At 38.4% G+C, this 12,143-nt stretch carries 13 protein-coding genes; 11 read left to right on the top strand and 2 right to left on the bottom strand.

Annotated features, from left to right (window positions below; all coding sequences use genetic code 11):
* Positions 1-190: 190 nt before the first annotated feature.
* Positions 191-955: a hypothetical protein gene (locus tag ADIARSV_RS15780; protein ID WP_016196613.1), complete on the bottom strand. Its 765-nt coding sequence runs from the start codon at positions 953-955 to the stop codon at positions 191-193.
* 381 nt (positions 956-1,336) lie between these two features.
* Here ADIARSV_RS15780 and ADIARSV_RS15775 point away from each other — a divergent pair, with 381 nt between their 5' ends.
* From ADIARSV_RS15775 to ADIARSV_RS15740, 8 genes are all read left to right on the top strand, one after another.
* A complete protein-coding gene (locus ADIARSV_RS15775) occupies positions 1,337-1,633 on the top strand; it encodes a Dabb family protein (protein WP_040300355.1) in 297 nt (98 codons plus the stop codon).
* Positions 1,634-1,952: 319 nt separating this feature from the next.
* Complete coding sequence (gene kaiC / locus ADIARSV_RS15770; protein WP_016196610.1) at positions 1,953-3,698, top strand: circadian clock protein KaiC; 1,746 nt, start codon at positions 1,953-1,955, stop codon at positions 3,696-3,698.
* 115 nt (positions 3,699-3,813) lie between these two features.
* Positions 3,814-4,125 carry a circadian clock KaiB family protein gene (locus ADIARSV_RS15765; RefSeq protein ID WP_016196609.1) on the top strand — a complete coding sequence of 104 codons (312 nt, stop codon included), beginning with the start codon at positions 3,814-3,816 and terminating at the stop codon, positions 4,123-4,125.
* A gap of 4 nt (positions 4,126-4,129) precedes the next feature.
* Complete coding sequence (locus tag ADIARSV_RS20770) at positions 4,130-5,068, top strand: PAS domain-containing protein (protein WP_016196608.1); 939 nt, start codon at positions 4,130-4,132, stop codon at positions 5,066-5,068.
* Positions 5,017-5,790, top strand: a complete 774-nt coding sequence (locus tag ADIARSV_RS15755; RefSeq protein ID WP_083936602.1) for a sensor histidine kinase — start codon at positions 5,017-5,019, stop codon at positions 5,788-5,790. The genes ADIARSV_RS20770 and ADIARSV_RS15755 overlap by 52 nt, the downstream gene beginning before the upstream one ends.
* The gene (gene epsC, locus ADIARSV_RS15750; protein ID WP_016196606.1) at positions 5,783-6,589 is read left to right on the top strand and encodes a serine O-acetyltransferase EpsC; all 807 of its coding nucleotides are present in this window, start codon (positions 5,783-5,785) and stop codon (positions 6,587-6,589) included. The genes ADIARSV_RS15755 and epsC overlap by 8 nt, the downstream gene beginning before the upstream one ends.
* Before the next feature lie 5 nt (positions 6,590-6,594).
* A complete protein-coding gene (gene cysM / locus ADIARSV_RS15745) occupies positions 6,595-7,467 on the top strand; it encodes a cysteine synthase CysM (RefSeq protein WP_016196605.1) in 873 nt (290 codons plus the stop codon).
* 134 nt (positions 7,468-7,601) lie between these two features.
* Entirely contained in the window at positions 7,602-8,450 is an 849-nt protein-coding gene (locus ADIARSV_RS15740; RefSeq protein WP_016196604.1) for a hypothetical protein, read from the top strand.
* Positions 8,451-8,488: 38 nt separating this feature from the next.
* Here ADIARSV_RS15740 and ADIARSV_RS15735 read toward each other — a convergent pair whose 3' ends face one another.
* Positions 8,489-9,178: an NUDIX hydrolase gene (locus ADIARSV_RS15735; protein ID WP_016196603.1), complete on the bottom strand. Its 690-nt coding sequence runs from the start codon at positions 9,176-9,178 to the stop codon at positions 8,489-8,491.
* Between the two features lie 115 nt (positions 9,179-9,293).
* Between ADIARSV_RS15735 and pfkA the strand changes: the two genes are divergently transcribed.
* From pfkA to gap, 3 genes are read left to right on the top strand one after another with little or no spacing between them, the layout of a single operon-like run.
* Positions 9,294-10,277, top strand: coding sequence for a 6-phosphofructokinase (pfkA, locus tag ADIARSV_RS15730; RefSeq protein WP_016196601.1), 984 nt, complete (start codon positions 9,294-9,296; stop codon positions 10,275-10,277).
* Between the two features lie 2 nt (positions 10,278-10,279).
* A complete protein-coding gene (locus ADIARSV_RS15725; RefSeq protein ID WP_016196600.1) occupies positions 10,280-11,128 on the top strand; it encodes a hypothetical protein in 849 nt (282 codons plus the stop codon).
* Positions 11,129-11,132: 4 nt separating this feature from the next.
* Entirely contained in the window at positions 11,133-12,128 is a 996-nt protein-coding gene (gap, locus tag ADIARSV_RS15720; protein ID WP_016196599.1) for a type I glyceraldehyde-3-phosphate dehydrogenase, read from the top strand.
* The last annotated feature ends 15 nt before the right edge of the window (positions 12,129-12,143 follow it).

The raw sequence follows: 12,143 nt of genomic DNA, 5'->3' as shown, positions 1-12,143 counted from the left end.
TTAGTTAGTTTGTAAGAACTACAAACCTCTTTCTATAAAGTACACAAAATTCGTTAATTTGACTCACAATTCAATCAATTTGTGAATAGATTATTCAAAAAAGAACACACCATACACTGACCTCATTTCTAAGATCAACACATTGAGGAAGATACTCGAAATATATGAACAATTAAACCTTCCCTATATGCTACAAATTCATAAAAGCGTCCGATTCCAATATGGAGAATGCCGGCACATTATCATCACTTTCACGTGTATTTACGACTTCAAAATTGCGGATATCGACTGCGTCCTGATGATTAGGACTGGTATTCACAATAACTCCACCCAAAAGAAAGATCCGATCACATTTAAACTCCTGCCTACTCATGCGGATTAATAATTTCAACTTCTTATGAATTTCTTCATAGGCTACCTCGGTTATCTCTTTTTGTGGATTTGCAGCAGTAATGATCCGGTGTTTGTATGGCATAACGGTCCTTTCAAGCAAAGTTTGCTGATAATCAAGTTCTGAGTTAATGGGAACATATACTTCTGACTCCTGTTGCAGCCTTTGCAGGGCCAGCATCAGGGCCCCACAACTATTGGTTAATTGCGTTTGTCCGGGTCTGATCATTTTACCCAATTCACCATCATCCGTCATCCCTATATGAGGTCCATAAAAGATAAAAGCATCACCACCATCGGGTATATGGTGAGCAAAAGCTACCATTCCTGTAAAACCTGAAAATGGCAAACCTCCAAGTCCGCCCATAGAAAACGGACGAGTTAATACTTTTCGAAAATTGGTAGAGACATTTATGTCATCGCAACATAAAGAGGTGGCGAAAAGCATTTTTGATAAGTCGGCGTTATATTCATGCTGCAGAAAGTTCAAATAGGATTCTGTTACTTCATTACCAGTTTCTACATTCGGATAATGACTTCTGATCGTATGCTCAAGCTCTTTCATAAATAAACCAGGGGTTTAAAATTTTCAATCTTAATTCAACAGTAAAGATGATCTGTTTTCGGTAATAAACAAGTCATCTTCGAATCATTTATTAAAAAAAATGTTTAAAAACAAAAAGATTCCATGCTGAAAATAAAATGTAGTTAACGTTGAAACATGGTAAGATGATTGCTGTTGAAAGTAAAATAAAAGCAATAAGAATCCGGTAAAAGTCCGACTTAAACATGCTACAGTTGGACTTATATCGGATTCTTATTGCATTCTTACCAGACTATTTTACTATCAGGCTACCTTAATAGACATGTCATTTTTAATATTGAATGAAGCAAGCATCGCACAACTCATTATATTTACCATTTAATCACGTAAGAATATAACCGCATGCTGACTCACCACGTACTTTTCTGGCTTAAAGCCGACATGACTACTGACCAAAAAACTGCTTTCCGACAAAGTTTGGAAGCCTTAAAAGGAGTTGAAACTGCAAATTCCGTTTATATTGGGACACCTGCTCCAATTGAAAGGGCAGTTGTAGACTCAAGTTATACCTATTCGCTGACCGTTATTTTTGATGACCTTGCCGGCCATGATGTATACCAAACCCATCCTTTGCACTTAGCTTTTCTTGATTCATTTAAAGTATATTTCGAAAAAATAGTTATATACGATGCGGCATAATATTCATTGATTGGAAACGGCATATTCAATAATCGAAATGAAATCGGTTTTGATCATTAATCAGGGAAGGCCTTAAAGGCAGAATCGTTATTTATAAATTATTAAATCCTCAGGATAAAGCCTTTAAAAAGCAGAAATCCTGAGGATTTAATAATTTAAAATCAATCCTTATCGAAAAAATAATAAAAATTGACTAACTTTCTTTATAAATACAAACCCTTCAGTTGCTCAGCAGTAAAATAAGTTACATATACGCGAAAACAGAATATTAATCCATTCTTTCCTATCATATGAAAGAATTCCATAAACATGACAATCAATGGATTACAGCGCAAAAAACAAGTCAAAATTAAATGTACTCCCTAAAACACCAACCGGAATTTCAGGGCTGGATGATATTACAAGGGGTGGATTACCTCAAGGTCGTCCAACCTTAATTTGTGGTGGAGCCGGATCGGGAAAGACATTGATGTCGCTTGAATTTATAATTAACGGGGCAACAAAATACAATGAACCCGGTGTTTTTATGGCTTTCGAAGAAAAAACCGAAGAGTTGATTTTGAACGTGGCCTCTCTAGGTTTCGACCTGGCCAGTTTGATTAAAAGCAAAAAAGTAAGTCTGGACTATGTCTATGTAGACCGCAACGACATGGAGGAAACCGGGCAATTTGATCTGGACGGTGTATTTATCCGCTTAGGTTATGCCATTGATCAGATAGGCGCAAAACGAGTAGTGCTCGATACGATTGAAAATTTATTTTCTGATTTGACTAATGAAAGCATTGTAAGGGCCGAACTTCGCCGGTTATTTCAATGGTTAAAAGACAAAGGTGTAACTGCTATTATCACCGGAGAGAAGGGTGATAAACTACTAACCCGCAGAGGATTGGAAGAATACGTCTCCGATTGTGTCATATTCCTGGATCACCGGATTGTGAATCAAATTTCTACCCGTTTATTGCGGGTAGTCAAATACCGGGGATCTACACATGGCACAAACGAATATCCTTTTTTAATTGACAGTGATGGGATTTCGGTTTTACCGGTCACCTCTCTCCACATGGATGATGTGGCTACATCAGAAAGAATTTCTACAGGAATTACTAGTTTAGATAGCATGCTGGGTGGAAAAGGTTTTTTTCGTGGCAGTAGCATTTTGATTTCCGGAACCGCAGGAACAGGAAAAACCAATATCGCTGCCACCTTCGCTTCCAGTATATGCGACAGAGGCGAAAAGTGTATCTATTTTTCTTTTGAGGAATCAGCCAACCAGATCGTTCGTAATATGAGATCCATTGGTTTGGATCTACAGAAACACATTGACGCTGGTCTGTTGGAAATTTGCGCCACCCGTCCTACCATGTTCGGGCTCGAAATGCACCTAGTTGATATGCATAAAAAGGTTACAGAAATTAAACCTGACGCAGTAATCATAGACCCGATCACTAATCTGGTGACAGTAGGTTCGGTAAATGACGTAAAATCTATGTTGATCAGACTGATTGATTTTTTACAAAGAGGACAAATAACGGTTCTATTTACAGCTTTGACAATCAATAAAAGTGTGGCAGAACAAACCTATGAAGCAATATCATCACTTGTTGATGCCTGGTTATTATTGCGCGATATCGAATTTAACGGAGAACGCAACAGGGGTGTATATCTGATGAAATCAAGAGGAATGAAACATTCTAACCAAATCAGGGAATTTATTATAACAGACAATGGACTGGATTTGGTAGATGTATACCTAGGTCCTGATGGTGTTTTAACAGGCTCGGCAAGGGAAGCTCAGATCTTAAAGGAACATACAGGAGATGTGTTAAAAGGATATCAAAAAACCCGTAAGGATCGGGAAATTTTAAGAAAGAAAAAAATTCTGGAGGCTACTATTTTAACTTTAAAAGCCGAATTCGAATCGGTAGAAGAAGAATTGAACCGTACTTATACTGAAGAACTCCTGACAAGGAATATTCTGGAAAAAAACAGAAAAGAGATTACGAATATCCGGGGTACATCATCCGAAAACAATACAGAGGAGAATGGCCCTCATATTGAAACCTAAAACACAATTAAATGGGGCGAAAAATAAATTTCTGCTATGTTTTTAGAATTGACATTCTTCTTCAACAGAGCGGAACCCTTTAAGTTAAATACAAAAAAATAAATCAGGAAGTATTGTGTTAGATAAGGATATTAAAAAAAATGAATCTGCAGACAACTTTGTGTTGCGATTGTTTGTTGCGGGCGCTTCGGCTAACTCGGCAAGGGCAATCTCTAACATCAGGTCCATCTGTGAATTATATCTAAAAAACAGATATGAATTAGAGATCGTTGATGTTTATCAGCAGCCCCTTCTGGCACAACAAGAGCAACTAATTGCCTTACCGCTTTTGATTAAAAAAAATCCGCTTCCGGAGCGCAGAATGTTTGGTGACATGTCTGACCTTAAAAAAGTACTGAAAGGACTTGGAATCAACGAAGTAATTTAAACGTATGGAAACAAAAACGCTGCCGGAGCTCATTGCTATTATCTATGAGCTAAAAGAAAAGCTCAACGAGACACAAGAAACTATTGATGCTATGCTCAGCGGACAAATTGATGCTGTTATGGTTCCAAGAATAACTGGTCATCAGTTATTTACTTTACAAAATGCTGACCATAACTACCGGGTTATTGTCGAAAAAATGACCCAGGGAGCGATTACGCTGGATGACAATGGAGTGATTTTGTACAGTAATTCCCGTTTTGCATTTTTTTTAGGCTTTCCGTTGGAGCAGGTCATTGGAGTTCCTTTTGAAAGCTTTGTTCCGGATGAGTGTAAAGGCGACTTTAAAGCACTTCTGAGTAAAGGATGGGAGGTAGATATCAAAGAAGAGCTGAACCTCCTGGGGAAAGATTTTAAGCGGATTCCCTTTCTTTTATCCTTTACTAAGCTGGAACTTGATGAAGGCGAAGCGATCAGCATTATTTTAACAAACCTTACTTCCATTATTAAAAACCAGAATCAATTAAAAGCCAAAAACATCGAGTTGGAAGAAGCTCAGCGCATTGCTGCGAAACTGAATAAAGAGCTGAAGGATACAGTAAAAGAAAAAAGTCGGGATCTTTTAATTAGTCAGCGTAATTTTAAGTTTTTAGCAGATAACATTCCGGTCATGGTATGGACAGCTGATCGGGAAGGAAAATTCGACTACTTCAATCAGCAGTGGTTTGATTATACCGGTTTAAGTGTGGATGACTCTAAAAATGAAGGATGGATGATGGTTGTTCACCCCTATGATATCAAGACGATCACGGAAGCATGGCAAAATGCCTTAGCTGCCAGCATTCCTCTGGAATCCATGTGCCGGATAAGAAAATCAGATTCAGGTGAATACTTATGGCATCTTACCAAAGCTATTCCTTTTTTGATGAAAACTCCTGTATCATAGCCTGGTTTGGCACCATGACCAATATTGAAGAACAAAAACAAGCGCTGGCTAAAAAGGATGAGTTTATTGGAATAGCGAGTCACGAGTTAAAAACCCCTCTCACGAGTTTGAAGGGTTACATGCAGCTAATCAGTGCCTACAAACAAAATGAATTACCTCCAATTATTAAACAGTTTGCGGGCAAAGCGAACGAAGCGATCGGAAAGCTGGCCAACCTGGTTAATGACCTGCTGGATGTAAGCAAAATACAGATGGGGAAACTGGAGTTTAACACCTCGTTGTTAAATATTTCTGACTTGATCAATATTTGTATTGAGAGTGCTCAATTTATGTATCCCAATTACATTATTTCAGTACATGGGGATAAAGATGGTAGGGCTACGGGCAATATGGAACGACTTGAACAAGTGCTGATGAATTTAATTAGCAACGCAGTAAAGTATTCTCCTGTACACAAAGATATCCATATTGTAACTGAAGTAACCGAAACGGAGGTAAAGGTTTCTGTTGAAGACTTTGGAATTGGATTGTCAGATTATCAGAAAGAACGTATATTCGAACGTTTCTATCGTGTGGAAGATAATACCTATGCTACAAGTGGATTAGGTATTGGCTTATATATATCTTCAGAAATTGTTAAAGCCCACAATGGAAAGATCGGAGTAACGAGCAAATTAAACGAAGGCTCTACGTTCTATTTTATTTTACCTATCCATGAATAAAGAATTCTACGAATATATTTTTCAGAAACATCAAAAGACGGAGGCTGTTCCTTCGAATAAAGAGATAGCAGGTTGGGCATTAGGGTTGATCAGGATTTTGTATCCGGAACAGTCTAAAAGTTTTTTTTACTCCATACACGACATTGAAGTTGAGGTAAAAGCGCTGGAAATCAAGCTTAAAGAAATAATGGATTCTACGCGGGCTTGTGCAGAATGCAATAATGAGCAAACGGCAAGAGCGTTTTTCAATCAGGTTCCTGAATTATACAGAATCTTAAATACCGATATCAGTTCCATCCTGAGTGGTGATCCGGCTGCTAAGACTGAGTTTGAAATCATCAGGGCTTATCCTGGTTTTTATGCTATATCCTTTTATCGGATTGCCCATGCTTTATTGAAGCTGGATGTTCCTTTGTTACCCCGCATATTAACAGAGTTTGCCCATTCTAAAACAGGAATAGACATTCATCCGGGGGCAACTATCGGCGAGTATCTGTATATTGATCATGGAACAGGGATCGTAATTGGCGAAACTTCAGAGATCGGATGTCACGTTAAACTCTACCAGGGGGTTACACTGGGTGCTTTGAGTGTAGAGAAAACAATGGCTTCGAAGAAAAGACATCCAACGGTAAAAGATCACGTTGTTATTTACTCCGGCGCGACCATTTTGGGTGGTGATACGATAATTGGTGAAAACAGTATCATAGGAGGAAACGTTTGGTTAACGAAAAGTGTCCCACCGGGATCGGTGGTATATCATGAAACACAGTTCAAAGTGGTTGAACGCAAGCTTTAATTTTAATGGCAGGAATAATTGATTTAGTGGGAAATACCCCAATGGTTGAGCTTACAAGGCTCAATACCAATAAAAATGTTAAAATATATGCGAAGCTCGAGGGTAATAATCCGGGTGGTAGTGTTAAGGATCGGGCTGCGTTGAATATGATTAAAAGTGCGCTGGATCGTGGTGATATTAAACCGGGAATGCGCCTTATTGAGGCTACAAGTGGCAACACAGGCATTGCATTAGCTATGATGGCCCGATTATTCGGTCTGGAAATTGAACTGATCATGCCTGCTAATTCTACCAGGGAGCGTACCGTTACGATGGAGGCATTCGGTGCAAAAGTGATATTAATGGACAGTATTGAATTATGCCGGGACTATGCAGAGGAAAAAGGTGCAGAATCGGGTTACTTCCTGATGAACCAGTTTGCCAATCCGGATAATTACCTGGCACATTATAAAACCACTGGTCCGGAGATATGGAAAGACACAGCAGGAAGTATCACTCATTTTGTAAGTTCGATGGGTACTACAGGAAGTATCATGGGCAATTCTATGTATTTAAAAGAAATGAACCCTGAAATTCAGATTATTGGGTGTCAGCCTACAGAAAATTCCTCCATTCCCGGAATACGAAGATGGCCTGCAGCTTATCTGCCTAAAATATTCGATGCCTCAAGAGTAGATCAGATTATTGATATTTCACAGGAAGAGGCCACAGACATGACCCGTAAACTGGCTAAAGTAGAAGGAATCTTTGCAGGGATGAGTTCGGGAGGAGCCGCATTTGCAGCTTTAAAGGTTGCTGAAACACTTGAAAAGGGTGTGATTGTTTTTATTGCTTGCGATCGTGGTGACCGGTATCTGAGTACAGATCTTTTCGGGTAAATTATTAAACATCAGATCAATTATCCTAATAAGTTCAAAATAATGACATAAATCAATTTAGTTGATTTGTTTTTATACAATCTCAAAGATTATTTACATTTACCCCATATTATTAAACCAAAATTAACTGAAACATGATAATTATAGCTGACGGTGGATCAACGAAAACAAATTGGTGTCTTCTTAATGATGACAACAAGAAAATATACTTCAATACGGAGGGTTATAATCCCTATTTCGTAACAAGTGCGTATGTGGAAGACTCTTTAAAGAAAAATCTTCCAGAAGACCTGGAATTTGACAAAATAACAGAGGTTTACTTTTACGGTGCCGGGGTTCATAACAAAGAAAAAGCAGATCAGCTGAAAGTTGCCATGTCCACTGTGTTTGTACATAGTGAAATTTTCGTAGGTCACGATTTATTAGCCGCTGCCCGTGCCCTTCTTGGAAAAAGCACTGGTTTTGCCGCCATCCTTGGAACAGGAACTAATACCGGGATCTATGATGGAAACGGAATTACTTTCCAGATAGATTCGGCCGCTTATATTTTAGGGGATGAAGGTAGTGGTTGTTACATCGGTAAAAAACTGTTAACTGACTACCTAAGAGGTTATATGCCTCAAGCAGTAAGAGACTCATTTTGGGAGACTTTCCATTTAACTCCCGATGATATTCAGGAAAATGTGTATAGCAAACCTTTGGCTAATCGCTTTTGTGCAAGCTTCAGTAAATTTGTATATGATAATACCGATAACATCGCTTACACACATAACCTGGTAAAAACATCGTTCACTGATTTCTTTAAAAACATTGTGAGTGGTTACCCTGATTACAAAACACTTGAGTTGAACTGTATTGGTTCAGTAGCTTATAATTTCAGAAATGTTCTGGAAGAAGTTGCTGAAGAGTTTGGCATGAAGATGGGTACCATTATACGCTCACCTATAGACAATCTGGTTAAATTCCACATTGATAACAAGTAGTATAAAACAAAAGGGGGGTTGAATAAACCTCCCCCCTTTTATTCTTTAGAAAAAGTAAGTTCTTTTTTGAAGAGTTTATTATAGGTTCGACGATCAAACTTATAAAAGGTAGCCGCTCTAAAAGCAACCCCATGCTGTTTTTCATCGAGCTCCTTCAGGATACCATTGCTCAGCATTTTCTTTCTAAAGTTTCTTTTATCCAACTTTTTATTCAGGATGGCTTCATAAACGTTTTGCAGTTGGGTGAGTGTAAATTTCTCAGGAAGGAGTTCAAAGGCGATAGGATCATAGCTAATTTTTCTTCGGATGCGTTGGAGGCTTTTTTCGAAGATCAGGGAATGATCAAAGGCTAATGCAGGAATTTCATTGACCGGACACCAGAATGCTTTTTTCACAAATGGTGTGTTGGGATGTAAATTATCTTTGCTACTAATGCGAATCATTGCGTAATAAGCAACGGTGATCACGCGGCCCTGAGGATGCCTGTCGACATCTCCGAAAGTATAAAATTGTTCCAGAAAGATATCTGTTAACCCTGTAAAGTTAAACAGGATCCGTTCTGCCGCTTCTTGAATGCCTTCATTTTTCTCAACAAAATAGCCAGGTAGTGCCCACCAATTTTCAAAAGGCGGGTCGTTACGTTGGATTAATAAAACTTTGAGTGCACCTTCATCAAAGCCAAAGATGACACAGTCAATTGAAAATATAGATTCGAATTTAGGGAGCATTATGTTAATAGTTAAATCTTATAATGATTTTCATCACAAATACGGAAAAAATAATCAAAAATTCTCTTAGTGTAACCTACACACAGTATATTAGCCAAATAAAACAAAAAATAATATGTCCGAGATAAAAAAAATAGGTGTTTTTACTTCAGGTGGTGATGCGCCCGGCATGAATGCTTGTATTCGGGCTGTTGTTCGAACAGGCATCTTTCTTGGCAAAGAGGTGGTTGGCATTTATCAGGGCTATCAGGGAATGATTGATAAGAAATTTATCAACATGGATGCCCGTTCAGTACGTAACATTATACAACTGGGTGGAACTGTTTTAAAAACAGCGAGATGTGCAGAATTCAGGACTCCTGAAGGTAGAGCAACAGCATATAAAAATTTAAAAGAAGAAGGAATTGATGCATTGGTCGCTATAGGTGGCGACGGAACATTTACTGGCGCGGAACTTTTATCCCGCGAATATGATATTCCTATTATTGGTATTCCGGGAACGATTGATAATGATTTGTACGGATCAGATTTCACATTGGGCTATGATACCGCTACGAATACCGTACTGGAAGCGATTGATAAAATTCGTGATACAGCTGCCTCACATGACCGTCTTTTCTTTATTGAAGTAATGGGTCGTGATTCAGGTTGTATTGCCTTACACGCAGGTGTAGCAGGTGGTGCAGAAGCTATTTTATTGCCTGAAAAGGAAACGGCTATTGATGATCTTATTTTGAAGCTCGAAGAAGGTGCTTTAAGCAATAAGAGCTCCAGTATCGTGATCATTGCAGAAGGAGAGAAAAACGGAGGAGCTTACAATGTGGCCAAACGTGTGAAGGAAAGGTTTAATTTCTACGATATCAAGGTAACCATTTTAGGACATTTGCAAAGAGGAGGAACACCAAGTAGTTTTGACCGTGTATTAGCTTGCCGGTTGGGTTATGCTTCAGTGAAGGCACTCGTAGCAGGTGAATCAAGAAAGATGGTTGGTTTACGTGGAAACCTCATTCAGCTTACTGATATTGTGGAATCTATAAATAATCATTCATACAAACTGGAAGAGGATCTTCTGGAGATGTCAGCAATTCTATCCATATAAAGATGATCGCTGTTGTTTATAGTGGTTCACGTAATGCAGACTGGAAACTTTCGGAGAAAGGAATTATAGTAGGCGACGTAAAGACACCCGGCATTAATCCTTTTTTTAATGACGGGAGGGCTATAACCTCTATTTTAAGCAAAAACAATCTATTGATCACACATGCGGAAGATATAAAGCGAATTTATTTCTTTGGAGCAGGGGCATCTTCGAAAGGAAGACAACAGGTGGTAGCAGATGCTTTTGCCTCTTTTTTCAAGAATGCTAAAATATCAATTGACCATGACCTGAAAGCTTCAGCATTGGCAACCTGCGGAGATCAGCCTGCTATTGTAGGTATTCTTGGCAGCGGCTCTAACGCGGCTTACTTTGATGGTAAAAAGGTAAAAGAAAACAACTATGGCATGGGTTATATCCTTGCTGATGAGGGATCTTCGAACTGGTTGGGAAGAAATTTATTACGTGATTACTTTACGGGGACAATGCCTAAGGATTTTGAAGCTATATTTGTAGAACGATACAAACCCGATAGAAAGTTGATCCTGGAGAAGATTTACAAGCAGGCAAGTCCAGTGTTATTTTTAAGTTCTTATAATGACTTTTTAATTGAACACTTTGATCAATCTTATGTTAAACAATTGGTAGAGAAAGGACTTACTTTATATTTCGAAAGTTTTATCGTACCATTAACAGATAAATACCCTGGTTTACCACTGCATTTTACCGGGCCGGTAGCTGATGGTTTTCAGCGAACATTAAACAAAATTGCAGTAAAGTACAATCTTACTATATCATCGGTTATTAAAAGACCGATATATAATATTTTAAATTATTACACGAATAAAAATTAATAACATGAAAATTGGAATTAACGGCTTCGGCCGCATTGGTCGTTTAGCATTCAGAGCAGCAGTAGATCGCGCTGATATCGAAATTGTTGGTATCAATGATCTTGTTGAGCCAGAATACATGGCTTACATGCTAAAATACGACTCAACCCATGGTCGCTTCAACGGAACTGTTGACGTAAAAGATGGTAATTTAATTGTTAACGGAAAAACTATCCGTGTTACAGCTGAAAAAGATCCTGCTAATTTGAAATGGGATGCAGTTGGTGCTGAAGTAATTATTGAATCAACTGGTTTATTCCTTACTCAGGAAACAGCTGGAAAACATATTGCTGCAGGTGCTAAGAAAGTTGTAATGTCTGCTCCAGCGAAAGATGATACTCCTACATTTGTTATGGGTGTAAATCACAAAGAGCTTAAGGCTGATCAACACATTGTTTCTAATGCATCTTGTACTACTAACTGTCTTGCTCCTATTGCTAAGGTATTAAACGATAAATTTGGTATCCTGGAAGGCTTAATGAGTACTATTCACGCAGTTACTGCTACACAAAAAACTGTTGATGGTCCTTCTCATAAAGACTGGAGAGGTGGACGTGGTGCTTACCAAAACATCATTCCTTCTTCTACAGGTGCAGCAAAAGCAGTAGCTTTAGTTATCCCAGCTTTAAAAGGAAAATTAACAGGTATGTCTTTTCGCGTACCGGTTGCTGACGTTTCTGTAGTTGACTTAGTTGTTCGCTTAGAAAAACCAGCTTCTTACGAAGCAATCAAAGCTGCAATGAAAGAAGCTTCTGAAGGTGAATTAAAGGGTATCCTTGGTTACACTGAAGATGATGTTGTTTCTCAGGATTTCTTATCTGATTCAAGAACTTCAATCTTTGACGCTAAGGCTGGTATCGCATTAAACGATAACTTCGTTAAGGTTGTATCTTGGTACGATAACGAATGGGGATATTCAAACAAAATAATTGACTTGGCTCAATTAGTTGGAAAATTCTAATTCCAGATTATAAAC

This window comes from Arcticibacter svalbardensis MN12-7 (assembly GCF_000403135.1).
GTDB classification, from domain to species: Bacteria; Bacteroidota; Bacteroidia; order Sphingobacteriales; family Sphingobacteriaceae; genus Arcticibacter; species Arcticibacter svalbardensis.
This window is presented reverse-complemented; position numbering and strand designations above follow the sequence as displayed.